Here is a 24769-nt window from a genome sequence, read left to right as displayed (position 1 = left end):
ATTCCGGCCGCAGGATTCCCTTTCGCGGCAGGAAATGGCTGTAATGATTATGCGTGCATATCATTTAAGCAACGCAGGTACGGCAGTAACTGGCGTGACCCCGGCATTTCAGGACGCCGGGCGAATTGGAGCCTGGGCACAGCAAGCCGTGAATGAAGCGGCAGCACTCGGCATCATTGAAGGCCAACCCGGAGGGACGTTTAAACCGGATGGGAAGACAACACGTGCCGAAGGGATGACGGTATTATACCGGTTATTGAAACTGCCAGCGAAGTAAAGCCGATCTTCAATAAACAGGAGAGCACAAGTTAAATACGTAATCACACGCAGCCGCCAATCGTTCTGGCGGCTGTGTATCACTTAGTCAAGATTCTCAGCTATGGAGAAAGATCATATTGACTGGATAGTGAAAACCACAGTAGAATGGCCCAAATTCGCCCTTAAAAAACAGCGTATAACATAAATTATACGCTGTTTCATCAGAGATCCATTTTAATAGGTTCATCTAACCATGTTGGTTGTGCCGATTTGAGGGCTTGTAGTGGAATAATAAGGAATTAAAATTATAATATGGTTTTAATTGTTTGCGCCCTTCTGATGTGAGCTTTGTGTAAAACCGGGTGAAAGAAATCATGCTATACTAATTGGAAAACAGCTGGGGGTTTTGATTTTGACATACAGCAGTTCTAAACGGGGATGGCGATCTGATAAACTATCGTATTTGGGTTCATCCATATTCTCGGAGGTATCCGAATGGAAAGCAGAAGCACGGAGGTCGGGCATCGAGGTCATCGACCTTGGGATCGGCAGTCCGGATCAGGCACCTGCTCTTGAGATTCGCCAAGCATTAAGTGATGCAGTTCTCAGAGAGAACAGTTATTCTTATCCCGCTTCCAAGGGAAGCGACTTGTTCCGCAAGCAGGCGGCAGCCTGGATGAAATGGCGGTTTGATGTTGAAGTGGATGATGAGGAAGAGCTGGTGGCGCTGATGGGTTCACAGGACGGGCTGGCCCATCTTGCTTTGTCCATTTGCAATCCCGGAGATTTGGCGATTGTCCCTGATCCGGGTTATCCGATTTATTCCGGTTCACTGGCGATTGCAGGGGTCAAGGCCTGGCATCTCCCTTTGCTGGAGCGAAATGACTTTCTGCCTGATCTGGACAGCATTTCTGATGAGATATGGCAGCAGGCGGTTTTTATCCTGCTCAGCTTTCCCGGCAATCCGATTGCGGTTACGGCCGATCTGGCTTACATGGAGAAACTGATTGCATTAGCCCGGAAATGGGAGGTGCTGGTTATTCATGATTTGGCGTATTCGGAGATGGGGTTTGACGGCTACCGTCCGTTAAGTATCCTGCAAGTACCTGGAGCACTAGAGACGGCGGTTGAATTTCATTCGTTCTCCAAGAGTTTTAATATGGCCGGATGCCGCGTTGGTTTTATGACCGGCAACCGCCAAGCTGTCGGCGCACTCCGTGAACTGAAGAGCAATGTAGACTATGGGGTATTTAATCCGGTACAGGAGGCTGCGGCATTTGCGCTGGAGCTGGCGATGGCTGGAGGGGATAAACTGGAGGTAGCCCCGCTTTATGAGCATCGGCGCGATGTGTTTATTGAAGCTTTGTCCTTGGAAGGCTGGTCTGTTGCTAAGCCTAAAGCGACAATGTTTGTTTGGGCGCGGCTTCCGGAGGCTTGGGGAACTCCAGGTGAAGTTGGCCGATCACGCAAGTTCGCTCAAGAGCTGCTGCTGAAGACTGGTGTTGCTATAATCCCGGGGGATGCTTTTGGTTCACAGGGAGAAGGGTTCGTCAGAATCGCGCTGGTTGAAGAAGAAAAGCGGCTCCTGGAAGCTGCCCGGAGAATCGGGGAGTTTCTTCGCAGGAACCGCTAAACGTAAAGATCATTTACTGCAATTCTTTAGGCAGGGCTACGGCCAGCAATTTACGTTCTGTCGGGATCAGCGCGATTCCCTTTTCGATCGTAACATTGCCAAAATAGTGGTATCCGGCTCCGGTTTTGATAATCCCGAACAAGGCTCCGGTATCTGCATGATTAATGGAGAGGTACCCGTTCTCGTAAATGGTGAATACAGCCTTGCCAACCCGCTGCAGCAGTTCAACCTTGCTTGCCGGATTGTCGAACGTCACAACACGGTCATTCTGAAGATTGACTCCGGTGATTTGGGTTTCTTTTTGAAAGAATGCCATTCCGTTTGTAGGACCGGCCAGCCATCGGCCATAGCTTTCGTAGCTTTTTGTCGCTGTTTCTTTGCTCTGGCCGCGTGTAAACCGTGTTAGTGTATATTCATCCTTATCAAGATTCCCGGCCGCCGTGTAGATATAAGAATTCTGAATGGAAGTGTAGTAATTGCTCATTCTGTCGATGTCATTCAGAGGCTCGTAGTCTTCTTGGCCTGATATTTTGCCTGTTGCCGGGTCCAATTGGACCAGTGTTAATAGATGACCCGGAACGGGAGTGGCTTCAGCATCATATTGTTCATTTACTTGTTTCCGCAGAACCAGATGTCCCTCCTGAACACCTACATAACCATATAGGCCCTCAGTTCTCCATAACTTCTTGCCAGTAGCAAGATCTAGTCCGTAAAATTGTGTACGTGTATTATCGACGGTGCTGGAGACAACGAGTACGCCTTTATATTCTCCGTAAATGGTGCCTACATACATGGGGATATTCGTATTCTCCCATATTTTCTTGCCTGTCACCGGATGATAGGCAGCTACACCGCCGCTTTCATTGGAGAAATATACTTTTCCGTTAATCAGGCGGGCCTGTGCTCCGACTTCTATCGGTCGCTTTGACACTTTAACCTTCCACAGCAGCTTCCCCGTGTCAGCGGATACTTTTACGAGTTGTTCGTTATTATCAATAAAGAAGATGGAACTGTTCGTAAGGATCTGTGGCTCCCCGCCGTTTTTGTAGGACCATTTCACTTGGCCGGTAGCTATATTTTTGGCGTACAGTGTATTATTGGCGGTATAGAAGAGGATTCCATTTAAGATAGGCAGCTTGTCATACATGCCAATGCCATCTGTTGCGACAGACCACTTCAAAGGGAGAGAGGTGTCCTTGGCGGTTTTCACGGAAGTGGCGCTGACAGATGCTGCATAGGCGGTGTCCGTAGCCGTTCCTTGCAACGTTAGGGTGGTACCGGATGACAATAGGGAAACAGCGAGAAGTGATGTGAGAATTGTTTTTACTTGTGGCAAAAGAGTCATCTCCTTGTGAATGTTCATATTAGTTAGACGTATAAATGCTCATTAAGTTTCTAAAATAAGGAAGTTGTTTTATTGGTTAACATAATAATTAATATGTAAACATATATTTCAACCGGTTCAGATTGGGGTAATAAGGGACAACTAAAGATTTAATAGGAGGGCTCGTTATGGGATTCAATTTCGGAGGATTCGGTGAGAAAATACAAGGTCTGGTGGATACAGTTAAAGAAGGCGGAGTGGGCGAACTGCTGCAAAAGCTGCCACTAGATCAGCTGCCGCTGGATCAATTGATGGAGAAACTCCCTTTGGATCAGTTGTTATCGGGATCGTTTCTGCAACAGTTTACGCCATTTGAGTCACTGCAAGAGCTGCTGCAAAGCGGAGGTTTCTCTGCATCATCGGCGGAGGATTTGAAATCCCTGCCCCAGGATCAGTTGAATGAGCATGTCAGTCATACGACTTCCTTCAGTTCGTTGAAGGACATGCTGGTCAAAGCGGCGGAATTTTACAGTCAGCGGAAATAATAATCGGAACTAACCCAGGCTACAGCTTCAGCTGATTCGTGCGGGAGACGGTTAAATATTTTATGTGTAAAAATAACTGCTGAGCAGTCGCACACTTTACTGTAATTAAGCCGTTTTTAAGGCATCAGGCCAGCTTCGGAATACACCCGAAGCTGGCCTGATTTCACGTTACATATATCTTGTTTCTTTCAGCACTATTGCCGTAACCACGCTGTTGCCAAGAGCAGTGCTCCCTTGTTGGCATTCGTGTCCGCGAGCGCATTCAGCATGACAAAGTCATGGATGATGCCTTGAAACCGGGCCGCTGTTACCGTGACGCCCGCTTCACGCAGTTTGGCGGCATAGGCTTCGCCTTCGTCACGCAGCACATCGGCTTCTCCCGTAATAATTAGAGCTTCCGGCAAACCGCTGAGCTGCTCCAGGCTGGCCCGCAGCGGAGAAGCGGTAATCTGAGCCCGTTCCTGCGGATCTGTTGTATATTGATCCCAGAACCATTTCATCCCTTCACGCTGGAGGAAATAACCTTCAGCGAACTGGTGATAGGATTCCGTATCGAATGAAGCATCAGTTACCGGATAGAACAGCAGCTGCTTGCTGATTGCCGGGCCTTTGCGTTTTTTGGCCATCAGCGTTATGGCCGCAGTCATATTACCTCCGACACTGTCACCGGCTACAGTCAATCGACCCCCGTCAAGACCATGTTCAGATCCATGCTTAGAGATCCATTCCAGCACCGGATAAATTTCCTCAATCGCTGTAGGATACTTGGCTTCCGGGGACAGACTGTATTCCGGGAAAACAACGGCCGCATCCGCGCCGACCGCCAGTTCACGAATGAGCCGGTCATGAGTATGGCTGTTGCCGAATACCCAACCGGCCCCGTGAATGTATAAGATAACAGGAAGTGATGAAGCAGAAGAGTTAACCGAACGAACAATTCGGATCGGAACCTCACCTTTGGGCCCACCGGGAACAGAGAGATCCTGGATATCGGCCTCCGGTTTTTTTATTTCACCGGACTGAACGGTATCCACCGTTTCTCGTCCTTTTTCAGGACCGAGGTCAGGAAGGAAAGGGGGCTTTGCATTGTCATCGGCAAATTTCTGCGCTGCCGGTTCGAGAACGATCTTTTTATTTTCGGGCATGTTTATCGTCTCCTTTAATGAAATATGGGTTCTATCTCTCTTCAATCCATAACCGTATGCGACCTTCCTGAAACGAAACGCGTAGCAGCCCCCGTTAACCACCCTAAAAACTTTTAGCCCAAAAGCGAACGGTTTGCTAGGGATAAAGCGTATATTCATTGACCAACCGGGGAGGAAGAACGATTGAAAGACTATCCGATCACTGAACAGCAGGCCAGGGAAATGTTCGAAGAGCATTCCGCATACGATTCCGCTGAAAGCATTGCCCTGCAGAGTGAAGGTGACCAGCTACTGTGGGCGGCGGTAATCCGCTTGTCCCAGAAACAGCGTGAAGTCGTTACCCTTCATTATTATGCCGCACTTCCTCTGCCGGAAACCGCCTCAGTCAGCAGAGATTCGCTTACGTTCCAGTTGATCTTCCCACCGCTTAAAAAGAGTGATAAACTCCAAATTGTTGCGCATACTTTCCGTTATTTGGACAGTTCCTTCAAAAGAAAACAGGCCGCATCCTCCTTGCCCAGCAAAGAGGGTGCGGCCTGCTCTATTCAAGGGCCTTGCGCGCCGACTAACGATGTTCCAGTGTCTGAGAGTAATCGCTGCCGGAGCTGCGTTTATTGCGCAAAACGGTGACGACGATAAAGACGATCGTAATCAGCAGCGGATACAGTATTGCCCACCCGGTAAACGGAAACACCGCCAGTGTAGCGATAAAAGATATCCAGCTGATCGTTACTCCAAGCCTGTTGCCTTTGAGCAGCCGGATTCCGGCTGCACAGCCTCCAATGTACGTCAGGATGAAAGTGGCATTGGGGAACTGAATAAGCGTGGTGATGGAGAGCAGGCGACTGCCGTAAAGGAGCAGTACTGCAGCAAAACAAAGCAACAAGAAACCAATAGCCCCAGTCGGCGTTTTGTACCGGCTGGACAGGCGTCCCATCCACTTGGGAGCATAGCCCTGACGGGACAAGGCAAAGGCCACCCGCGATGCAGCGCTGGAATAGGCGATAATCGTCGCGGTGCAGATGAACAGGCCGGTAAGCCCGGCGATGAAGCCGCCCCATGCGCCCAGCGGCTGGCTGATGATCCAGACGAGCGAGGAATCGGCGCCTCCACGGAGGTAGCTTTGGGTTCCAACTGTAGCCAGTGCGGATAAGAAATAGAGCACACCTACGATAATAGCGGCGATGGTGACCCCCTTAACAGCTGCACGCTGCGGGTCCTTGAACTCTTCTGAAAGATGGGAGACTGCCTCCCAGCCGATGAAACACCAGAAGAGAATAGCTGCCGCTTGCCCGATGCTCATCCAGCCATGGGGAACAAATGGCGTGAAATGCGTGCTTTCCATGCGGGGGAGTGCGGTGGCAAACGAGAACACCAGCACAGCAATGATTGAGATTACCACGGCAATTTGTACTTTGCCTGCGACCTGCATGCCCATCCAGTTCGTGATCAGGCCAATGGCCAGCATCACGGCGGCGATAACAATTCGGGCTCCGTCCCCCCAGCCCATGGCGGCCGTCATATACCCGGCTCCGGTCAGCGCAGCCACAGGTCCGCCAATGGGCACTGACATCAGGAAGAACCAGCCCACCAATGCTCCGGCCTTGGGGCCGAAGGCCAAGGTGACGAAGTGGGACACACCTCCGGCATTTGGGAATTTAGCGGAGAGGAGCCCCATCGACAAAGCCAGAGGCAGAATCAGCAGGGTCATGAATCCCCAGGCCAGCAGGGAAGCGGGACCGGCCATTTCCGCGGCCAGTCCGGGTACGATTAATATACCTGAACCAAGCACGGCTCCAATGTATAGAGCAATGGCTTGCGGCATACCGATGTTTCGTTGCAGTGTATGAGTTTCCTTCATAAATAAGATCCCGCTTTCCTTTTACCTTGTATTTAGTTATAGAGTATCAGATAATGTATCCATAGGAAAAACGGAAAGTTTGAATTTTATCCATTCGAAAAACCGATGATACATTCCTCCTGGGAAGGTTGATGAGAGTCATATGGAATCGCGGCATTTATTTACGTTTCTAGTAGTCGTGGAGGTAGGCGGTTTTACCCGTGCTGCTCAAAAGCTGGACTATGCCCAGTCCAGTATTACTGCGCAGATTCAAGCACTAGAGGCAGAGCTTGGCCAGCCTTTGTTTGACCGCATCAGCAAAAAAATTATTCTGACCGATGCCGGCCGCCGCCTGCTGCCTTATGCGCAGGAAATTCACCGGATGCACTCTTTGGCCCAGAATGCCCTGCGTGCAGAGAATGAGGTATCGGGAGTCCTGCGGATTGGTGCGCCAGAATCGCTGGCCGCCTTCCGTCTGCCTGGCATCATTAAGGAATTCCGCGGACAATATCCGCAGGTTCAAATCACACTGAAACCAGGCGTCTGCTGGGAGCTGGCAGAGTCCGTCCGCTCCGGTGAGCTGGATTTGGCTTTTCTGCTGCAGCCGGAGGCTGAATATAAAGACTTGTGCAGTGAAACATTGATTCATGAAGAGATGACGCTCATTGCACCGCCGGATCATCCTTTGCTGCAGCAGGAGTGTGTCGAACCGCACCACCTTAAGAATGAAACCATCCTGTTTACAGAAACAGGCTGTACCTACCGGATCTTATTTGAGCGTCATTTGAACAGCCAAGGGGTGTTTCCTGATCCTAAGCTGGAATTCTGGAGTATCGAGGCGATCAAGCAGTGTGTCATGTCCGGCCTCGGCATCTCATTCCTGCCGCTGATTTCGGTAAGAAGCGAGCTGGCCGCCGGTAAGCTGGCCCGGTTGAACTGGAATGATGAATCGCAGCGGGTTGCTACACAGACTGTCTACCATCAAAAGAAATGGAAATCGCCGGCACTTCAGGAATTTTTGCTGACGGTAGAGAAACATGCGGCAATGTGGAGAAGTACAAATACAAATGAAGGTGTATTAAATTCTGTGGTACAATAGGTTGTCGAAATCATGGGAGAGGAGGGACATACATGAACGAATTGGGGCCTGACTATGAAGAAGAGCTTGAGGCCTTTCTGATCTGGATGAAGGATGCCGGATTTACGGCGTACACACAGAAATCCTATCTTGCCGATGTGCGGGAGTTTCTTGGGAGCCTGAATGGCAGAAGTCTGGAATCCGTTAAAAAGCTTCAAGTAGTGTCCTATCTGACCTCGGTCCGTGAACGCGGGGTAAGCGATGCGACGCGCAACCGCAAGCATGCCTCAGTAAATTGCTTGTTTAAGGCACTCATCGAGCTGGAATTGCTGACAGCCAATCCGGCAGCCGGGATCAAGAAATCCAAAACCGAAAAAAACCGTGAGCCGGTCTATCTGGATGAAGTGGATCTGCAGCGGTTTTTGTCTGCTGTAGAAGGCAAATACCGGAGCCGCAATTTGGCTGTTTTCTTACTGATGTCCTATATGGGGCTGCGGGTGGGGGAAGTCCATACGTTGAATTTGAGTGATTATAATGCAGAACGGCGTACACTGCGTGTATTTGGCAAAGGACGCAAATGGCGCAATGTGCCGGTGCCGGAGGCTGTCACCCCTTTTCTGCAGCAAGCCTTGAACGAACGTCTCACCCCTTGGCTTAGCAAAGAGGAGGCGATGTTTATCTCTCAGAAAGGACGCAGACTCTCGATACGGGGAATACAGGGCATAGCTGCAGATACCTTTAGCCGTTTTCAGCGAGAAGTGCCGACAGTTCACCGCCGGCCGTACTCCAGCCATAAGCTGCGTCACTCCTTTGCCACGATGCTGCTGCGCAAGGGGGCCGATTTGCGTACCGTGCAGGAGCTTTTGGGACATTCGTCCATCCAGACTACAACGGTCTATACGCATATTACAAGCCGCGAGAAGGAAGAAGCCATGTCCAGACTGCAGATTCAGTTTCCGCAGAAGAACTAGTAAAATCATTATTTCGGAATAATTGTTTACATAACTAATAATATGTTAACTATATCTTATTTTGCACAATTGCCAGCTTAAACGGCAGATATGTGGTCATTTTGGAAGGCGACTCCTTCGTCTTTGACAAAGGCTTTTCTCCTGTGGAGCTGCTGCAGCCCGAATCGTTTGAGGTGGTGGCCGAAAAACTCAAAAACAAGAAAGTGGATGCAGAATTCGCATCCTATCTTGAAGTCAACCAGGAAACAGAATAGTCGTTATCCTCATTGATAGGCACGGCCGCTAAATGACTCATGCGGTTCGGGCCTTTTTTTTATAACAAAAATAACTTGTTATTATTAATTGTTTGATTTATTCTAACTGTTATTAAGGTTTTTGATAATAACTATATAAGTTGAACTAAAGAACTACCTAGAGGCTAAAGCAGCGGAGGGGAATTTTGGAACTGTAGGAGCGATAGCGTTCGCCTTTGTCTCCAGATTTCAACCGCAGTTGCGTTCAATGCCGGATTGGTAAATCTAAAGTTCAACTTCTGTAGCAATGATTTACGGAAAATGGTACACGAAATAACATGTTATTACTAACTAGTAGGAGGACTTGGGGATGAAGGAAGTTTTTTTTAAAGGAATGACTTATGGCTGGGAAACAAAAAGAGGAGAGTACCGGAAAGATTATGCAGCGGATTCGATGAAAAAGCTGGCGGATACCGGAAGTGAGTGGATCGCATTGTCCTTCTGGACCTGGCAGGACACAGTGTTCTCAACAGATATTCATTTTGATTACGGTTACACGCCGACAGATCGGGATATCGAACATGCGGTGCGGAATGCGAAGGGGCTGGGCCTGAAGGTCTGCCTGAAGCCTGTAGTCAACTCCAGAGACGGGATTTGGAGAGCGCGGATCGGCTTTCCTGAGGATGGAGACGCTTATTGGGCAGCATGGTTCGAGTCCTACACGAATTTCTTGAAGCATTATGCGGAGCTTGCAGAGGAGCTGGGCTGCGAAATGTTCTGTATCGGCTGTGAAATGGTAGCTACAGAATATAGGGAAGCAGAATGGCGGGAAGTTATCCGTGAGGTGAAGAGCCTGTATACCGGCCCCATCGTTTACAATGCCAATCATGGCAAAGAAGAAGGGATTCAGTGGCTGGATGCAGTCGATCTCATCGGAACCAGTGCATATTATCCTGTAGCCTCCGTGCCGGGGGATTCCTATGAGAATATGCTCACCGCCTGGGAGAAGCAGAAACCCCGGCTTAAGGCTTTAGCCGAAAGATTCAGCAAGCCGCTTGTTTTTATCGAAATTGGCTGCCGCAGCGCACTCGGCTGTGCCACTATGCCGTGGGACTTTACGAATAAGGATCTGCCTCATTCGGAAAGCGAGCAGGCTAACTTTTATCGTTCGGCACTTGAAACCTTTTGGAATGAGCCTTGGTTCGCCGGTTTCTTCTGGTGGGATTGGAGCACAAAGCTCTACGCTCTGGAAGAGGCTTCGTCCAACAATGGTTTTGATATTTACGGTAAGGAAGCGGAGCAAGTGCTGAAAGAGTATTACAAATTGCCAGTCACAAAATAACTCTGTCTCAAGGGTCCGGAACGCTCTTGGAAATTTAAAGCATTAAATTAATATCATTGTCAGGCAAAAAAGATTCATGTTATAGTACTTAAGGAAAATCCGTCCTTCTATTCGCGGGGTTAATATTCCATCCGCTTGAGGGCGGTTTCTTTTGCATCCCGGAAGCATAAAATAAGGCTGTCCCGGTCATCGAAATGACCAGGACAGCCCCGTGCTAACCAGTAAAATGGTTACAATTCAAGCTTGGAAATTTCCGCTTTGAGCTTCTCTGCAGATTTCTGGAACATTGCCTTTTCGTCTTCACTCAGCGGCAGATCCAGCACTTCGCGAACGCCGGAGCGGTCAACGATACATGGAGCACCGAGGAACACATCAGAAACTCCGTTATAGTTGTTCAGCAGCGTGGAGACATTCAGCACAGCGCCTTCATTGTGCAGAATGGAAACCACGATCCGGTCCAGGGCAAGAGCAATCGCATATGAGGTAGAACCTTTGGCGTCGATAATTTCATAGGCGGCGTTCTTGGTGTCTTCAAAGATCTCCTTGCGTTCCGCTTCATCAAAGCCCAAATCGATGCCGGCCACGTTGGCAAGGCTCCATACCGGAAGCTCGGAGTCACCGTGTTCACCGATAATTTGACCATGAATGCTGCGGGGATCTATTTCTTTATGAAGACCGATCAAATAGCGGAACCGCGCACTGTCGAGCACTGTACCAGAACCGATGACCCGTCTGCGGTCGAAGCCGCTGATCTTAAGAGTGGCATAAGCCAGGATATCTACCGGATTCGTAGCAATCAGCAGAATGGCATGCTGATTGTATTTCGTAATCTTTTGGATGATATCTTTAAAAATCGCGATGTTCTTTCGCAGAAGATCAATCCGGGTCTCACCCGGCTTCTGGGAGGCGCCGGCGGTTACGATAATAATATCCGCTTCCCGGCAATCTTCATAGGTTCCTGCCCACAGCTTTACACCGCCGACAAACGGCATGCCGTGGTTCATGTCCAGCGCTTCACCCAGCGCTTTCTGATGATTGACATCGATTAGTACCAATTCAGGCATCCGTCTGCGCAGAAGCAGCGTATATGCGGTTGTTGTACCGACTGCACCGGTACCGATAACTACGACACGATTGGGCTTAAATGGGGGGGCCATTGTTCCATCTCCTCCGAATTTCGATTTTTTTGTGTCCAATCTTATCCATCATAAGCTCTGGAGTTAGTGTTTTCAAGCAGCTTGTTTTTAATCCATTACCCGAAAACGGGCAAGCTAACAACGTGCTTTCGCAGAGAGGAGGTAGCTATGTTTAGTATTGCTGCACTATTAATGTATCTTGGGGCTGCCATTCTGCTGATCCTTATTCCGGGTCCGGATCTTATTTTCGTTGTTACCCAGGGGATTACGAATGGCCGGAAAGCAGGCGTCTACACCTCTGCCGGACTGGCACTGGGGAATACAGTACATACGTTTCTACACTTATTTCATCGACAGGAGAGAATTTAAGAATGGATTTATTCCGCAAAAAACCGCTGACCGCGCCTCTAAGCGCCGATGGTGCTAAACTGAGCAAGACACTGGGTGCGCTGGATCTTACAACACTTGGTGTAGGGGCCATTATCGGCACCGGGATATTTGTTATGACAGGAGTCGCAGCCGCGGAGCATGCCGGGCCGGGCCTTGTGCTCTCCTTCATTCTCGCCGGGTTTGCCTGCGTGCTGTCCGCACTGTGTTATTCAGAATTTGCTTCAACGCTCCCGGTGTCCGGCAGCGCTTATGCTTATAGCTATGTCGCTTTCGGCGAGTTGCTGGCCTGGATTCTGGGCTGGGATCTGGTGCTGGAATATGGGGTTGCGGCAGCGGCGGTAAGCAGCGGATGGTCAGGTTACTTCCAGGGCCTGCTGGATGGTTTTGGCCTGCATTTGCCCACAGCACTCTCCGGGGCTTATAATGCGGACAAAGGCACTTATGTAAATCTGCCCGCCATGATCATCATATTGCTGATCTCCTATTTGTTGACCCGCGGAGTCAAGGAAACGGCCCGCTTTAATGCAATTATGGTTGTGATTAAGCTGTCTGTAGTGCTTCTTTTCATAGTTACGGGATTTTTCTATGTGAAACCGGAGAACTGGACGCCATTTTTACCGTTTGGCTTCCATGGGGTGGTGAATGGGGCGGCTACCGTCTTTTTCGCCTATATCGGCTTTGATGCCATATCGACTGCAGCGGAAGAGGTGAAGCGCCCGCAGCGTGATTTGCCTATCGGAATCATATCATCCCTTGCAATCTGTACCGTGCTGTACATTACTGTCTCACTGGTTCTGACAGGGATCGTGCCTTATCAAAGCCTGAATGTCAGTGATCCCGTTTCCTATGCCCTGCGATTTGTGGACCAGAATATGATTGCCGGTCTAATCTCGGTAGGCGCTATCGCCGGGATGACCACGGTTCTGCTTGTTATGCTCTTCGGCCAGACCCGTCTCTTGTTCGCGATCTCACGGGACGGGCTGCTGCCGAAAAGCTGGTCCAAGGTAAGCGCCAAGACGCATACCCCCGTGCGCAGCACCTGGATGGTCGGCGGATTGATCGCTGTGCTCACCGGGTTTGTTCCACTGGACCGGCTGGCTAACCTGACCAGCATTGGGACACTGTTCGCTTTTCTCGTGGTATCCTTGGGTGTAATTGTGCTGCGCCGTACCCATCCGAATCTGAAGAGAGGGTTCACGGTGCCTTGGGTGCCATACATCCCGCTGCTTAGTGCGGCAACCTGCGCTTATTTAATGTATAATCTGGGGAGAGAGACTTGGATCGGCTTTGTCATCTGGCTGGCTGTCGGACTACTGATCTATTTTCTATACGGTTACAAGAACAGCAAACTGAATCAAAAATAAACGATAACCGAAGAGGAGAGAGAGCTTTGTCATCCCAAACAGCAGATTTCAAGGTTCTGCGAACGCTACTGGTGGTTCTCCTGAGCCTACTCATACTCTCGGCTTGCTCTTCTTCTCCTGCTCCTGAGCCCACTCAGCCTCCTCAGCCGACGGAAGCGCCGGAAGAAGGGCAGACGATTACCCTGATTACACCCGACGCCAAAAACTTAGTCAATAAAGATACACCCAAATATCAAATTCAGACCCGGCTTACGGATTTTAGATTGTTAACCGATTCTGCAGGACTGGCCTGGGGTGTTACCAAAAATGAGCTTCGGATCTATATGACCAAAGATAACGGGGAAACCTGGGCGAATATTTCACCTTCCGCGAATGTGCAGTTTCTGTCTAATCCGGTGTACAGCCAAGAGATTTTCTTTACGGATCTTGAGAACGGCTGGATTATAAGAAGTTCTTTTGGAACAACGGAAACCGTTGTGCTGCGTACAACCGATGGCGGACTAAGCTGGAAAATCTCTTCTTTCCCGGATGCGAATACGATCTCTTCCATCTACTTCAGCTCTCCGAGCCATGGATGGCTGATGACCTCCTGGGATATCAATGCCACTAAAGCGAGCAAAGCGCTGTATGCAACGGTAGACGGGGGGGCCACATGGAATATGGTTATGCAGAACGAGCAATATAATCCGAAGCTGCCAAATCATGCAATTCCGATGGCGGGCGTGACGACCGGGATGATCTTTAAGGATACAGACCGTGGATTCGTGACACTCCAGACCGGAGCGCTGCCCAAGATTTACATGACTCAAGACGGTGGAGCAACCTGGAGTCAGGGACCGGAGTTTCTAGTGAATGAACAGTGGAGAGGCTGCGACAAAGTGATCACCGGAGAACCGGAATTCTTCGGCAATAACAGCACATCCGGGTGGTTGCCGGTGGCCTGCCAGAAAGATAAGGAAGCTTCCATCACATATAATGGATATTTTACCGCCAATAGCGGAGAAAGCTGGACATTCACTTCGTTCGGTCTGGGCATCCAGACAGGGATTAATCGCCACCTGGCTCCTGCCTTTTTAAATTCTCAACTCGGCTGGGCCTTGAAAGGAAATCTGATGTACAAGACGATTAATGCGGGAGCAACCTGGACAACACTTCCGGCCAGCAGCGTTCTGCAATCCAAGCTTTTGGAATATCCGGAAATTGTAAAGCTGCAGTTTATTTCAAAAGATGTCGGCTGGCTCTTAATTGAGAAAAAAGAAAATCGACGATCTATCCTGCTGCAGACGACCAATGGGGGCGTAAGCTGGCGGGTAATGTGAGTTGATATAGCGGGGAGGCTGCAAATTGCAGTCTCTTTTTTTTCAAAATATAAGAATTTATATGCTTCACGGTATAAATTATCCTTCTATTTCTCGCTGAAACGGATACCGTCCTTTTGAGGACGGCGAAGCCGTTTCCACTTGTAAATTCTTCCCTGTGTTACAATAAGTAGCAGGTGAATCTATGAAATTCATACATATGGAGTGAAGAAGATGCATGATTTTAAGACAATCAAGTCAGAAGAGGAATTGCGTGCTATACTCGGTTATCCAAGCGAACTGGTGAAGAACAAAGCGATTGATGCCCTGGATGAGCATTGCCGCCAGTTTATCTCTAAGTCACCATTGTTGATCATGGCCACTTCCGATGGGGAGGGGTTATGTGATGTCTCACCCAGAGGGGATTTGCCGGGTTTTGTGCTTGTTCTGGACGACAAACATCTAGTCATACCTGAACGGCCGGGTAACCGCCGAATGGATTCGTTAAGGAATATTCTGTCCAATCCAAACGCGGGCCTTATCTTCCTCATTCCGGGTCTGGAAGAAACGCTCAGAGTGAATGGTCATGCTTATATTGTCCGTGATGAAGATCTGCTTGTCCGAATGGAATCTCATGGGCGGACTCCGCTGGTAGGCATAGTCATTGAAGTGGAAGAATGTTATATGCATTGTGCAAAATCGTTAAAGCGCTCCAGCTTGTGGAATCCTGACTCTTGGATTGCGAAGGCTGAATTGCCGAATGTTGCTCAAATGATATCCGACCACGCCAAACTTCCTGGTATGAACGCAGAAAAAGTAAAAGCTTCACTGCAAGACAGCTATACCAACCGAATGTATTGATGTTCTGGACGTTGAATGAAGCAAAAAAACGTATTTAAAATTTTCTTTAAAAATGTGAAAAAAATCACATGACAAAGCGCAAACCATGTGATATATTTAACACATAGAAAACAAGTTCATTTTTTCACAAACTTTCATTCCGAATAGGAGAGATTACAATGACAACTTTTGAAACGGATTATATGACTAGAAACCTTCTGCAATTATGCTATAACTGTGATGATGCACACCTCTGTGAAACTGAAGAACAATGCAGAGCCTGCTGGGCGGACAACGGAATGCTTCCGGAAGAAGAGAACGAAACCAAGCAACTCTTAGATCTTGTACATGCTTAATATTGATAGGCAAAATGAACGTTTTTAAAGACCACTTGAGTTCTCAAAACTGAGAGCCGGGTGGTCTTTTTGGTAGGCAGCCTGTCGTCAGCTGACGGCGAATATGGTTTTCATCTTTTTGTGATGCTGTATGAACCGGAACAGGCATATACATGTACAGAAGCGACTGCAGTTATGCGGAAAGCTGAAAAATGGGGATTAAGGGGGAATAAGTCATGGGGATAGGCCCGGATTCTTCTTGGATGTTTGATCTTACCGGGACGGTAATACCGATTTTTCTCGCCCTGATGATTGGCATTGTCGCTGTATCTGCTGGCAGGGGGCTGCTTCAATGGAGCCGGAACAACAGCTCACCCCTGTTGACCGTTCCTGCCCGGATCGTCAGCAAGCGCAGTGAAGTCCGCCAGCAGCAGCTTCAGGATGAGAATCAGAGCAGCCGCACCAGTACAACCTACTATTTGACCTATGAGACGGTCGAAGGCGTCAGGATGGAGTTTAAAGTGGACGGAAATGAGTTCGGCATGAGCGCAGAAGGAGACAGAGGTGTGTTGACTTACCAAGGTACAAGATATCACGGGTTTCAGCGCAGCGTGCATTACTCCACAGCTGATTAATTTAACTGTCTGTGATACGAATTTGGTTCGGTTTACAATAGAGCTGAGGTTACTGTACAATCCCCTTGTTTCCGGTCTGCGAAGCAAGGGGATATTTATATTGTCTGGATCTATACCTAATAATAATTAACAAGGAGCTATGAAATGATGAGTTATTTGCATAAAACTGTAATTGTAACTGGAGCCGGTCATGGTATTGGCAGAGCGATCGCCGAAGCTTATGCATCCGAGGGAGCCAGCGTAATTATCGCAGAGCTCGATGAAAGCACAGGAGGCATGGCGGCTGCCGAGATATGCAATCAAGGCAGAACTGCTGAATTTGTCGCTTGCGATGTAAGCAAAGAGGAGGACATTGTTGCACTGGTTGCCCACACAGCAGCTAAGTACGGAACCATTGATATTCTGATCAATAATGCAGGCATTGCGAATTCGCATACCTCTACGCTGTACGAGCTGTCTGTGGAGGAGTGGGACAAAGTACTCAATACGAATGCACGCAGTGTATTTCTGGCAACCCGGGAAGCAGCCAAAGTTATGCGTAATAATCCGCAAGGCGGAGCCGTCGTAAATCTGTCATCAACCCGTTCATTGATGTCAGAACCGAATACGGAAGCCTATGCGGCGTCCAAAGGAGCCATCGCTGCTCTGACCCATGCTATGGCGGTTACGCTGGGGGAAGATGGCATCACGGTAAACTGCATCAGTCCGGGCTGGATCGAGACCGGAGATTATGCGGAGCTGCGTGAGATTGACCATAGCCAGCATCCTTCGGGACGGGTAGGCAGACCGGAGGACATCGCCAGAGCCTGTCTCTATTTAACGGCACCGGATAATAATTTCGTTACAGGAGCACAGCTTATCATTGACGGGGGCATGACGCGCAAAATGATTTATGAGCCATAACTATGCAATCCAAGTAACGGGAAGAAAATAGGCGTGAACTGTCACCTCTTAGGCGAATGCACATACAATACAGCGAGCAGTCAAGAGATGTGGAAGCTTGCGAAGCAGGTTTTGCAAGAAGTCCGGCAAGAAGCGGATGCCTTCAGAACTGCTACGAAGCAAAAGGAGGAGAATGTGTGGCCGTCATCAAAGCGAACTCGGAAGATGTGAAGGTGCTTGCGCGGCTGATGCGGGCGGAGGCCGAAGAGGACGGAGAGGCCGGCATGCTTATGGTCGGGAATGTCGGCGTCAACCGGATTCTCGGCAATTGCCTGGACTTCAACAATATCCGCAATATGAACGATATGGTGTTTCAAAGTCCAGGTGGATTTGAAGCGCCCCAGAAGGGGTACTTCTATCAGCGTGCCCGGGAATCCGACATTCGCCTGGCTAAAAGAGTCATCGCCGGAGAACGACGCTGGCCGGCCTCTAACGCCTTATGGTTCTTCCGTCCTGTAGGCGAATGTCCTGCCACCTGGTATAACCAGCAGAACACCGGACGCTTCAAAGCTCATTGCTTCTTTACTCCAACCAGCGCGGATTGCCCGGCTGTATATTAGTACAGCCGGCCCTGCGGGGTGAGACAGCGTGTTTCCGTAGTCTGTCTCCCCCCGCTGACACTCGCAAGCGAAAATTGTGATGTCACACCATGTTCTACACGAAGTGTATTCAAGGAAGCAAATGCTGACAAAAATTTTAGGAGGTTTTACACAAATGATAGGTCAACCTTACCGTCCCGTTACTTATATGATTGGCAGTACTTCTTCTTCCACTGGCATGAACGGAGGCGGAATGCCTGCCAGCGGCTACATGGGCAGCATGCCGCCTCAAGTCACCAGCGGGAGCCCCATGACGCCTACAGGAAGCGTGATGCCGACCACAGCTCCGGCCTTTGAACAATCCTACATTGAGAACATTTTCCGCCTCAACCTGGGCAAGATCGGGACCTTTTATTTCACATATGAGAACAACAAGGATTGGAATGCCAAGGTTTACAAAGGCGTGCTGGAAGCAGCCGGGCGGGATCATATCATTATTAGTGATCCAACTACCGGACAGAGAACTGTGCTGCTGATGATTTATTTCGATTACGCCACCTTCGATGAGCCGCTTGCTTACCAGTATCCGGGAGTCATCGGAAATCCACCGGTCGCCCGCAACTTCCGTTAATCCTCCTGAACAACTATCCATAGAACACATTTTATAAACGGCAGTCCGCCTGTAAATGGGGGATGCCGTTTTTTTTGTGAAAATGGAGGGTTAGTTAAGGTTTCCATTCATGAGGCAATAAAGCAGCATTCTATTAGGAATAAGGCTATACTTGAGGCTATACCATATGCTTGTCAAGGGACTCCTTACATAAAGCCCTTCAAATTACGTATTGGAGGTAGGACAAATGGGTGCTTTAGCAAATATAAATCAGTCCTTTAACAAAATTGAAGAGCAGCTTAAGTATTTTATTCACAATAACTCAACCCTTGAATTTGTAGAAATGCCATTGCAGTATATACACGCAGGTACTTTTGCCTGGGCTCGATTAAAACCGAACGAAATTCATATGCAATCCCTCGTCCTTACAGACTATGTAGCTTTAATCACCCTTTGCAGTTTGATGCTGAAGAATGTGAAAAGTTCTTATATTGAAGAATTTGAGCAGAGCAGTGAAACGGTTTTGAGTTATATTGGTCAAAATACTCTGCTGGTGCTGGAAAGTCTTGAGGCTGTATTTGCAGAAATTAAGGCGGAGCTGGATGTTCAGCGGTTTATCATTGCACAGCCATATCAACTATAAGCAGTGCCCTGCCAGAATCTGGTGGGGCATTGTCTTACCATGTAGCATTTAAGCCAAACATGGCTAGAAGGGCAAAGCTGAACGCGTCAAGTTTGACGGAGGGGGTGCAGAAGATTTAACATATATAAAAGCGCATCGACAACGTTTTTTTGCATTCGTTAACCTTGTTTTATACCTTTTATACGGAGTATGTCCATAAGAAGGAAAACTAGATCATATTTTTACTCCGGTTTACACCTGTTTTTATGGAGTGAGTAATAATATAATAATGTATATATTTATAATCCGTGATTCTAGTCAGGAGTTGAAGGCATTGGGAAATTGATACTGAAAGGAACGTTTGGCGTTTCACTAGCTAACATTTTGAAAAATCGAAGGAGGTGGGCCTATCCACCCGATACGAAGAACGGTGGATAGGAGTATAAATTGAGCGACCCTTTACCCGGTATATTACATGTAGGTCTTATTCTTTTGCTTGTGCTGTTTAATGGCTTTTTTGTTTCGGTTGAATATGCGATGGTCAAGGTACGAAGCGGCCGCATTGAAGCACTGATTGAGGAGGGCAGTAAAAGAGCACCCGCAGCAAGAAATATTGTCCACAATCTAGATGCTTATCTGTCCGCCTGCCAGCTTGGTATCACGCTTGCCTCGCTCGCACTCGGCTGGCTGGGTGAACCGGCCATAGCTACAATTGTGGGACCGCTTGTAACAAGCCTAGGCTTCGGTGAAACAACCGTATATGTGATCTCCCTCATTATTGCCTTTATGTTCATCACGGTGCTGCATATTGTACTAGGCGAGCTGGCACCCAAGACGATTGCGGTGAACAAAGCGGAGAAGGTGCTTCTGCTAACGGCAGGTGCGATGAACGTCTTCTACCGGATCATGTATCCATTTATCTGGATTGTCAATGGGCTAGCAGGCGGACTGCTGCGTTTCTTCCGTCTGGCACCGGCTTCAGAGCTGGCCACGGCACATACAGAGGAAGAAATCCGCATCCTCATGCAGGAGAGCAACAAGAGCGGGCTGATCGACAATACAGAAATGATTCTGGTGGACAATATCTTTGGATTTGCCGATACGATGGCCCGAGAGATTATGATCCCCCGAACCGAAATGATCTGTCTAAACAGTCATCTGTCGGCAGAAGAAAACCTTGAGATTGCCTTTGACGGAATGAGAACACGTTATCCGGTTTGTGATGGCGATAAGGACCATATTCTTGGCTTTATCCACATTAAGGATCTCATCCGGGATCAGGCGCCGAAGTACAATGAATTGATTCGTCCGATTCTTACCGTTCCAGAGTCCATTCAGATCAGTGCGCTCCTGAAGGTGATGCAGCGGGCGAAGACTCAAATCGCCATTCTGATTGACGAATACGGCGGTACGTCAGGCATGGTTACGCTTGAGGATATTATGGAGGAGATTGTCGGAGAAATTCAGGATGAGTTCGATGAGGAGCGTCCCGGTGTTGAGCAACTGGGGGAGGATGAGTTTTCCATAGACGGCCTCATGCTGATCGAAGAGATCAACGACACGCTGGGGCTTCATATGGAGACGGAAGACTATGATACTATAGGCGGCTGGCTATACTCCAAGTTAGAAGTCAATCCGCCGCAAAAAGGGCAAACCGTTGAATTCGACGGCCATCTGTTCGTGGTAGAGGAAACCGAGAACAAGCGGATTTCCCGGATTAAGCTATTGAAGCTGCAGTTTTTGACGGAGGAAGCTGGAGCATAAACTTATTTAGCATTACTCAAAAAAGGCACTAGCGCAGAATTAGCGCAGTGCCTTTTTTGTGTGTGATCCAATACCACAATTTAGCATTGGGAGACCGTTTCGAGTCGTTTCTTGTCGGGTGAGAAAGTGTAATTAGCATCTTTGTACTCAGAATCATTTGATGATTGTCTCGCTGCTCATTCCAAACGGGGCTTCTTTGTGCTGTTTCAACTGTTTAATAACCCGCGTACACGCAGCAGAGTCTATCTTGGCTTAGTTGAAAACAAAGGCGGTGTGAGCTGAAGTTTGCTATGGAAGTTTGCCAAAGAGAGAACTTTAATTATATAATTTTAAATTATATGACTTTCATTACCCGGGTCCTGAGTGGACGGAAAGGAACTCTCTTTGAGCAAAAACAAACGAAACAGTGCCGCGGCTCCCCAACAGAGCAAGCAGGAGAAGCGCAGGGCAGAACAGGAAAAGCAGAAGCAAAAAACGAGAATTCTGATCTTCAGCACGGTAGCAGCAGTTATCATTATCTTTGTCGCTCTAATCATGCTGATTCCAAAAGGGAACTCTGACTTTAATTACAGCGAGATGCACAGACTTGGAAAAGAGGATGCTCCAGTTAAAATTGTTGAATTCGGGGATTATAAATGTCCGGCGTGTTCAGACTTTACCGGTACCATCAAACCTCAGCTTGTTGAAAAATACGTAACTCCGGGCAAAGCGGCCTTTTACTTCGTAAATATGGCCTTTATCGGACCGGATTCCGAAACAGCTTCATTAGCAGCTTTGTCTGTCTATCATCAGAACAGTGAAGCTTTCTGGACCTATTATGACGCAATCTATGCTAATCAGGGCGAGGAAAGCGAAGAGTGGGCGACCGCTGATTACCTGGTAAGCCTGGCGCAGAAAGAGAACCTGCCGATAGATTTTGACCTCTTGCGTAAAGACATTGAGGAACGCACCTATGAAAGTGAACTGCAGAGAGATATGAAGCTGGCCGAAGACAGCAAAGTGACCTCTACTCCTACTGTATTTGTTAATGGAGTCAAGGTAGACAAGGCCTTTGATATCAAAGCCATCGACTCGCAGGTGCAAATCGCCCTTGATTCGGCGGATGCCAAATGATGAAATTCTCTACCTTCTGCAGACGCCACTGCCTGTATCTGGCCTGGTTTGTTTCCGTAATTGCTGTAGCAGGAAGCTTGTATCTTAGTGAAGTGCTGCATTATGAACCCTGCAGGCTATGCTGGTTCCAGCGTATCTTTATGTATCCTCAGCTGATCCTGCTCGGAATTGCCACGTACCGGGGAGATAAACGCATCATTCCTTATGTGCTGCCTTTATGTCTGATAGGCGGGAGCATCTCCCTGTACCATTACGCAGAGCAGAAAATTCCTGCACTCAGTAAAATCTTGCCATGCACAATTGGTGTACCCTGCAATGAGGATTATTTGAACTTTTTAGGGTTCATTACGGTACCTCTGCTTGCGTTGATTGCTTTTGCTCTAATCGCAATTTTGCTCTGGACCGGGCGCCAAGAAGAGCCAGCAGAATAAGAAAAGGCTAAGCAGAATTTAGAGCATAAATATTTCCTTAATTTCTGTCACAATTAACATCCAAAATACTCAAAAATCACGGAACGCTGGGATAATGAAAGAGAATGAAAGATCCACTTATCCCCGATCTTAGATTTGAGCTTTTTGGATGTTTTTTCATTCTTTTTTCATTTTTTTCACCGCTTTACTGAAAAGCTATTGTAGACTATTATTAGTCCTTGTGAGAAGTTGAATATGCGCTGAATTTTCCGCAAGGAAAAACGGGGGAACCAAACTTGGCGGCAACGTCAATGGGGTGAATCGGAGGCAGGTCAGTATGACCGGAACCGTAGGGCTACCACAGCCCGAATCCGCCAGCTAACCTCGTAAGCAAGGGTGGGATAATGAGCATGCGTAAGCATGCGGATCATTTCCGTATGCTTATTTTTGTGCCTGCATTTATGAAACCTGCCAATGAAAACGGCGCGCGGTATTACCGTTTCAACTCAACAAAGAGAGGAACTGTTACTACAATGGTAAGCAAGGTAAAACGACTATTGATCGGGCGTCCGATGAAGTCGAACGAACTCGATCATGAAAAGTTATCCAAGGTGAAAGCACTGGCTGTTCTGTCTTCCGATGCACTCTCGTCTGTGGCCTACGGAACGGAGCAAATTCTGATTGTACTGGTGGCCGCGGGCTTCACCGCCATCTGGTATTCATTGCCGATTGCATTAGCCGTATTGGGCCTGCTGGCCATCCTTATTTTTTCCTATCGCCAGACCATCTTTGCCTATCCGCAAGGCGGCGGAGCGTATATCGTGGCAAAAAGCAATCTGGGCGTTCCTACCGGCCTCTTGGCTGGCGGCTCTTTATTGGTAGATTACATTCTTACGGTTGCAGTTAGTGCTTCGGCGGGAACGGATGCGATCACTTCGGCCTTTCCGAGTCTTCATAATCATACTGTACTTATTGCAGTCTCCGTCATTCTGATCTTGACGATTATCAATCTCCGCGGGGTGACGGAGTCCGCTTCATTTATTGCCATCCCGGTGTATCTGTTCGTAGTCTCTATCTTTGTACTCATCATTGCCGGGGTGTACAAATATATTACAGGCGGCGCTCATGCCGAAATCCCGGAGATCGGTTCCGCCGTTTCCAACGTCAGCCTGTTCCTATTGCTCAAAGCCTTCAGTTCCGGTTGTTCGGCACTCACCGGGGTAGAAGCGGTATCGAATGCCATTCCGAACTTCAAAGCTCCAGCGGAAAAAAACGCCGCCAAAACCTTGATGCTGATGGGGGGCATCCTCGGATTGATGTTCACCGGCATTACGCTGCTGGCGTACTGGTATGGGATTACTCCGAATGAGAAATCCACCGTCGTCTCGCAAATTGCCGAATCTACATTTGGCCGGGGCGGTTTGTACTTTTTCATTCAAGGGATAACGGCTGTCATCTTGTTCCTGGCGGCGAATACAGCTTACTCGGCGTTTCCGCTGCTCGCGTTCATGTTCGCCAAAGATAAATATTTGCCTCACGCCTTCATGGTCCGGGGAGACCGTCTAGGCTTCTCTAATGGTATAATTTTTCTCGGAGTATTGTCGGCTGTGCTTGTAGCTGCTTTCCACGGAAATACAGAAGGGCTGATTCCGCTGTATGCAGTCGGAGTATTTATCCCTTTTACGCTGTCGCAGCTTGGCATGATGGTGCACTGGTTCAAAACGAAGCCGAAAGGCTGGCAGAATAAATTTGTAGTTAATACAATCGGTATGCTGACTACCCTGACGATTACGCTTATCTTTATCATCACCAAGTTTTCCAGTGTGTGGATGGCCTTCATCTTCCTGCCGGTTGTCATGTTCGTATTCCACCGCATTCACAGTCATTATATGAATATAGCCGATCAGCTTCGCATTTGTCCTGCTACGGATAAACCGTTGATTAAAGGAAGTACTGTTGTTGTTCCGGTTGCGGGTGTGACACGCGCTGTGCTGCATTCGATCAGTTACGCGAAGTCGTTAACAGATAATGTGGTGGCAGTCTACGTTGGTTTTGATGAAGAGGAGATTCACAAGATGGAGCAAAAATGGGAGGAATGGAATCCGGGTGTACGCCTGATCGTGCTTCGTTCCCGTTACCGCAGCATTATCCGCCCACTGGTGAAATTTATCGATACCGTAGAGTGGAAGACCGCTACTACAGATCATATTACCGTATTGATTCCACAGTTCATTACCAAGCATTGGTGGCAGGCGATCCTGCATAATCAGACCAGCCTGTTCATTCGCTCTTATCTGATGAATCAAAAAGATATAGTTGTAGCAACAGTGCCCTATCATTTGCACAAATAGGCAGATAAATATGGTTAACAGAGGTTGTTTCCGTAGCTTGCGGAGGCAACC

The 24769-nt window shown here is 48.4% G+C and carries 26 protein-coding genes and 1 riboswitch; of the genes, 22 read left to right on the top strand and 4 right to left on the bottom strand.

All coding sequences use genetic code 11. The features are described from left to right. Nucleotides 1-43 precede the first annotated feature (43 nt). Together ACQ76X_RS33705 and ACQ76X_RS33700 are read left to right on the top strand one after the other, a co-directional pair. On the top strand, nucleotides 44-277 hold the full coding sequence (locus tag ACQ76X_RS33705; protein ID WP_438498162.1) for an S-layer homology domain-containing protein: 234 nt from the start codon (nucleotides 44-46) through the stop codon (nucleotides 275-277). Between the two features lie 393 nt (nucleotides 278-670). Further along, on the top strand, nucleotides 671-1891 hold the full coding sequence (locus ACQ76X_RS33700) for an aminotransferase class I/II-fold pyridoxal phosphate-dependent enzyme (protein WP_438498161.1): 1221 nt from the start codon (nucleotides 671-673) through the stop codon (nucleotides 1889-1891). A 13-nt stretch (nucleotides 1892-1904) separates the two neighbouring features. Here ACQ76X_RS33700 and ACQ76X_RS33695 read toward each other — a convergent pair whose 3' ends face one another. Continuing rightward, complete coding sequence (locus tag ACQ76X_RS33695; protein ID WP_438498160.1) at nucleotides 1905-3227, bottom strand: outer membrane protein assembly factor BamB family protein; 1323 nt, start codon at nucleotides 3225-3227, stop codon at nucleotides 1905-1907. A gap of 176 nt (nucleotides 3228-3403) precedes the next feature. Here ACQ76X_RS33695 and ACQ76X_RS33690 point away from each other — a divergent pair, with 176 nt between their 5' ends. Continuing rightward, complete coding sequence (locus tag ACQ76X_RS33690) at nucleotides 3404-3760, top strand: hypothetical protein (RefSeq protein ID WP_052092128.1); 357 nt, start codon at nucleotides 3404-3406, stop codon at nucleotides 3758-3760. 194 nt (nucleotides 3761-3954) lie between these two features. Here ACQ76X_RS33690 and ACQ76X_RS33685 read toward each other — a convergent pair whose 3' ends face one another. Then, a complete protein-coding gene (locus ACQ76X_RS33685; RefSeq protein WP_438498158.1) occupies nucleotides 3955-4905 on the bottom strand; it encodes an alpha/beta hydrolase in 951 nt (316 codons plus the stop codon). Between the two features lie 183 nt (nucleotides 4906-5088). Here ACQ76X_RS33685 and ACQ76X_RS33680 point away from each other — a divergent pair, with 183 nt between their 5' ends. Further along, nucleotides 5089-5535 carry a hypothetical protein gene (locus tag ACQ76X_RS33680; protein ID WP_438498156.1) on the top strand — a complete coding sequence of 149 codons (447 nt, stop codon included), beginning with the start codon at nucleotides 5089-5091 and terminating at the stop codon, nucleotides 5533-5535. On the opposite strand, the gene ACQ76X_RS33675 is transcribed toward ACQ76X_RS33680, so the two are convergent. Next, on the bottom strand, nucleotides 5471-6766 hold the full coding sequence (locus tag ACQ76X_RS33675; RefSeq protein WP_438498155.1) for an APC family permease: 1296 nt from the start codon (nucleotides 6764-6766) through the stop codon (nucleotides 5471-5473). The genes ACQ76X_RS33680 and ACQ76X_RS33675 overlap by 65 nt on opposite strands. Nucleotides 6767-6908: 142 nt before the next feature. Between ACQ76X_RS33675 and ACQ76X_RS33670 the strand changes: the two genes are divergently transcribed. From ACQ76X_RS33670 to ACQ76X_RS33655, 4 genes are all read left to right on the top strand, one after another. Continuing rightward, on the top strand, nucleotides 6909-7844 hold the full coding sequence (locus ACQ76X_RS33670) for a LysR family transcriptional regulator (RefSeq protein WP_438498154.1): 936 nt from the start codon (nucleotides 6909-6911) through the stop codon (nucleotides 7842-7844). Nucleotides 7845-7876: 32 nt separating this feature from the next. Continuing rightward, entirely contained in the window at nucleotides 7877-8794 is a 918-nt protein-coding gene (locus ACQ76X_RS33665; RefSeq protein WP_438498153.1) for a tyrosine-type recombinase/integrase, read from the top strand. Between the two features lie 53 nt (nucleotides 8795-8847). Beyond that, a complete protein-coding gene (locus ACQ76X_RS33660) occupies nucleotides 8848-9048 on the top strand; it encodes a DUF3898 domain-containing protein (RefSeq protein WP_438498173.1) in 201 nt (66 codons plus the stop codon). Nucleotides 9049-9397: 349 nt separating this feature from the next. Continuing rightward, nucleotides 9398-10369 (top strand): glycoside hydrolase family 113, encoded by a 972-nt coding sequence (locus ACQ76X_RS33655; RefSeq protein ID WP_438498151.1) that lies wholly within the window; start codon nucleotides 9398-9400, stop codon nucleotides 10367-10369. A gap of 230 nt (nucleotides 10370-10599) precedes the next feature. On the opposite strand, the gene ACQ76X_RS33650 is transcribed toward ACQ76X_RS33655, so the two are convergent. Further along, entirely contained in the window at nucleotides 10600-11526 is a 927-nt protein-coding gene (locus ACQ76X_RS33650) for an L-lactate dehydrogenase (RefSeq protein ID WP_438498149.1), read from the bottom strand. A 147-nt stretch (nucleotides 11527-11673) separates the two neighbouring features. Between ACQ76X_RS33650 and ACQ76X_RS33645 the strand changes: the two genes are divergently transcribed. The 14 genes from ACQ76X_RS33645 to ACQ76X_RS33580 all read left to right on the top strand — a co-directional run bounded on the left by ACQ76X_RS33645 (nucleotide 11674) and on the right by ACQ76X_RS33580 (nucleotide 24718). Beyond that, on the top strand, nucleotides 11674-11874 hold the full coding sequence (locus ACQ76X_RS33645) for a LysE family transporter (protein WP_438498147.1): 201 nt from the start codon (nucleotides 11674-11676) through the stop codon (nucleotides 11872-11874). Between the two features lie 2 nt (nucleotides 11875-11876). Further along, the gene (locus tag ACQ76X_RS33640) at nucleotides 11877-13259 is read left to right on the top strand and encodes an amino acid permease (RefSeq protein ID WP_438498146.1); all 1383 of its coding nucleotides are present in this window, start codon (nucleotides 11877-11879) and stop codon (nucleotides 13257-13259) included. Between the two features lie 26 nt (nucleotides 13260-13285). After that, entirely contained in the window at nucleotides 13286-14578 is a 1293-nt protein-coding gene (locus ACQ76X_RS33635; protein ID WP_438498144.1) for a WD40/YVTN/BNR-like repeat-containing protein, read from the top strand. Between the two features lie 213 nt (nucleotides 14579-14791). Next, nucleotides 14792-15418 carry a pyridoxamine 5'-phosphate oxidase family protein gene (locus ACQ76X_RS33630; protein WP_438498143.1) on the top strand — a complete coding sequence of 209 codons (627 nt, stop codon included), beginning with the start codon at nucleotides 14792-14794 and terminating at the stop codon, nucleotides 15416-15418. A gap of 158 nt (nucleotides 15419-15576) precedes the next feature. Further along, complete coding sequence (locus tag ACQ76X_RS33625) at nucleotides 15577-15753, top strand: hypothetical protein (RefSeq protein ID WP_179091757.1); 177 nt, start codon at nucleotides 15577-15579, stop codon at nucleotides 15751-15753. 221 nt (nucleotides 15754-15974) lie between these two features. Beyond that, nucleotides 15975-16367, top strand: coding sequence for a DUF2500 domain-containing protein (locus tag ACQ76X_RS33620; protein WP_438498171.1), 393 nt, complete (start codon nucleotides 15975-15977; stop codon nucleotides 16365-16367). A 147-nt stretch (nucleotides 16368-16514) separates the two neighbouring features. Further along, nucleotides 16515-17270, top strand: coding sequence for an SDR family NAD(P)-dependent oxidoreductase (locus tag ACQ76X_RS33615; RefSeq protein WP_438498170.1), 756 nt, complete (start codon nucleotides 16515-16517; stop codon nucleotides 17268-17270). A 176-nt stretch (nucleotides 17271-17446) separates the two neighbouring features. After that, nucleotides 17447-17869 carry a cell wall hydrolase gene (locus ACQ76X_RS33610; protein WP_340898021.1) on the top strand — a complete coding sequence of 141 codons (423 nt, stop codon included), beginning with the start codon at nucleotides 17447-17449 and terminating at the stop codon, nucleotides 17867-17869. A gap of 217 nt (nucleotides 17870-18086) precedes the next feature. Continuing rightward, a complete protein-coding gene (gene gerQ / locus ACQ76X_RS33605; RefSeq protein WP_438498169.1) occupies nucleotides 18087-18479 on the top strand; it encodes a spore coat protein GerQ in 393 nt (130 codons plus the stop codon). A 226-nt stretch (nucleotides 18480-18705) separates the two neighbouring features. Next, complete coding sequence (locus ACQ76X_RS33600) at nucleotides 18706-19101, top strand: hypothetical protein (protein ID WP_438498141.1); 396 nt, start codon at nucleotides 18706-18708, stop codon at nucleotides 19099-19101. A 426-nt stretch (nucleotides 19102-19527) separates the two neighbouring features. Further along, the gene (locus ACQ76X_RS33595) at nucleotides 19528-20844 is read left to right on the top strand and encodes a hemolysin family protein (protein WP_438498139.1); all 1317 of its coding nucleotides are present in this window, start codon (nucleotides 19528-19530) and stop codon (nucleotides 20842-20844) included. A gap of 384 nt (nucleotides 20845-21228) precedes the next feature. After that, complete coding sequence (locus ACQ76X_RS33590) at nucleotides 21229-21957, top strand: DsbA family protein (RefSeq protein WP_052092123.1); 729 nt, start codon at nucleotides 21229-21231, stop codon at nucleotides 21955-21957. Further along, complete coding sequence (locus tag ACQ76X_RS33585; protein WP_341097689.1) at nucleotides 21957-22388, top strand: disulfide oxidoreductase; 432 nt, start codon at nucleotides 21957-21959, stop codon at nucleotides 22386-22388. Before ACQ76X_RS33590 ends, ACQ76X_RS33585 begins: the two co-directional genes overlap by 1 nt. A gap of 227 nt (nucleotides 22389-22615) precedes the next feature. Then, nucleotides 22616-22775: riboswitch (cyclic di-AMP (ydaO/yuaA leader) on the top strand. 125 nt (nucleotides 22776-22900) lie between these two features. Continuing rightward, on the top strand, nucleotides 22901-24718 hold the full coding sequence (locus tag ACQ76X_RS33580) for an APC family permease (protein ID WP_438498167.1): 1818 nt from the start codon (nucleotides 22901-22903) through the stop codon (nucleotides 24716-24718). Nucleotides 24719-24769 lie beyond the last annotated feature (51 nt).

This window comes from Paenibacillus sp. IHBB 3054 (assembly GCF_051594305.1).
Classification (GTDB): domain Bacteria; phylum Bacillota; class Bacilli; order Paenibacillales; family Paenibacillaceae; genus Paenibacillus_AQ.
The sequence above is the reverse complement of the archived record's forward strand: the minus strand, read 5'-3'. Positions and strand labels throughout refer to the sequence as shown.

What these genes read in the sequence shown, in the direction of transcription:
- gerQ (WP_438498169.1), top strand. Translation starts at nt 18,087, where the DNA reads ATGAACGGAGGCGGAATGCCTGCCAGCGGCTACATGGGCAGCATGCCG.
- ACQ76X_RS33665 (WP_438498153.1), top strand. Translation starts at nt 7,877, where the DNA reads ATGAACGAATTGGGGCCTGACTATGAAGAAGAGCTTGAGGCCTTTCTG.
- ACQ76X_RS33615 (WP_438498170.1), top strand. Translation starts at nt 16,515, where the DNA reads ATGAGTTATTTGCATAAAACTGTAATTGTAACTGGAGCCGGTCATGGT.
- ACQ76X_RS33705 (WP_438498162.1), top strand. Translation starts at nt 44, where the DNA reads ATGATTATGCGTGCATATCATTTAAGCAACGCAGGTACGGCAGTAACT.
- ACQ76X_RS33690 (WP_052092128.1), top strand. Translation starts at nt 3,404, where the DNA reads ATGGGATTCAATTTCGGAGGATTCGGTGAGAAAATACAAGGTCTGGTG.
- ACQ76X_RS33655 (WP_438498151.1), top strand. Translation starts at nt 9,398, where the DNA reads ATGAAGGAAGTTTTTTTTAAAGGAATGACTTATGGCTGGGAAACAAAA.
- ACQ76X_RS33580 (WP_438498167.1), top strand. Translation starts at nt 22,901, where the DNA reads ATGGTAAGCAAGGTAAAACGACTATTGATCGGGCGTCCGATGAAGTCG.
- ACQ76X_RS33625 (WP_179091757.1), top strand. Translation starts at nt 15,577, where the DNA reads ATGACAACTTTTGAAACGGATTATATGACTAGAAACCTTCTGCAATTA.
- ACQ76X_RS33600 (WP_438498141.1), top strand. Translation starts at nt 18,706, where the DNA reads ATGGGTGCTTTAGCAAATATAAATCAGTCCTTTAACAAAATTGAAGAG.
- ACQ76X_RS33650 (WP_438498149.1), bottom strand. Translation starts at nt 11,526, where the DNA reads ATGGCCCCCCCATTTAAGCCCAATCGTGTCGTAGTTATCGGTACCGGT.
- ACQ76X_RS33640 (WP_438498146.1), top strand. Translation starts at nt 11,877, where the DNA reads ATGGATTTATTCCGCAAAAAACCGCTGACCGCGCCTCTAAGCGCCGAT.
- ACQ76X_RS33675 (WP_438498155.1), bottom strand. Translation starts at nt 6,766, where the DNA reads ATGAAGGAAACTCATACACTGCAACGAAACATCGGTATGCCGCAAGCC.
- ACQ76X_RS33585 (WP_341097689.1), top strand. Translation starts at nt 21,957, where the DNA reads ATGAAATTCTCTACCTTCTGCAGACGCCACTGCCTGTATCTGGCCTGG.
- ACQ76X_RS33645 (WP_438498147.1), top strand. Translation starts at nt 11,674, where the DNA reads ATGTTTAGTATTGCTGCACTATTAATGTATCTTGGGGCTGCCATTCTG.
- ACQ76X_RS33685 (WP_438498158.1), bottom strand. Translation starts at nt 4,905, where the DNA reads ATGCCCGAAAATAAAAAGATCGTTCTCGAACCGGCAGCGCAGAAATTT.
- ACQ76X_RS33670 (WP_438498154.1), top strand. Translation starts at nt 6,909, where the DNA reads ATGGAATCGCGGCATTTATTTACGTTTCTAGTAGTCGTGGAGGTAGGC.
- ACQ76X_RS33630 (WP_438498143.1), top strand. Translation starts at nt 14,792, where the DNA reads ATGCATGATTTTAAGACAATCAAGTCAGAAGAGGAATTGCGTGCTATA.